The organism is Desertibacillus haloalkaliphilus (genome assembly GCF_019039105.1).
GTDB lineage: Bacteria > Bacillota > Bacilli > Bacillales > KJ1-10-99 > Desertibacillus > Desertibacillus haloalkaliphilus.
Window position 1 is genome coordinate 1 of the sequence record NZ_JAHPIV010000679.1, and the last position, 246, is coordinate 246.

2 tRNA genes are annotated in these 246 nt (G+C 53.7%); both read left to right on the plus strand.

From position 1 onward, the window contains the following. Positions 1–85 precede the first annotated feature (85 nt). Positions 86–159 (plus strand) — tRNA-Trp (locus KH400_RS23875). 12 nt (positions 160–171) lie between these two features. Then, a tRNA-Gln gene (locus KH400_RS23880) sits at positions 172–246 on the plus strand.

The window sequence follows — 246 nt, forward strand, 5'->3', positions numbered from 1 at the left end:
GAAGTGGCTAAACGCGGCGGACTGTAAATCCGCTCCCTCAGGGTTCGGCGGTTCGAATCCGTCCCCCTCCACCATTTTCGAGTGTAGGGGTATAGTTTAACGGTAGAACAGAGGTCTCCAAAACCTCCAGTGTGGGTTCGATTCCTACTACCCCTGCCATTAAACAATCGATGGGCTATAGCCAAGCGGTAAGGCAGCGGATTTTGATTCCGTCATGCGCTGGTTCGAATCCAGCTAGCCCAGCCA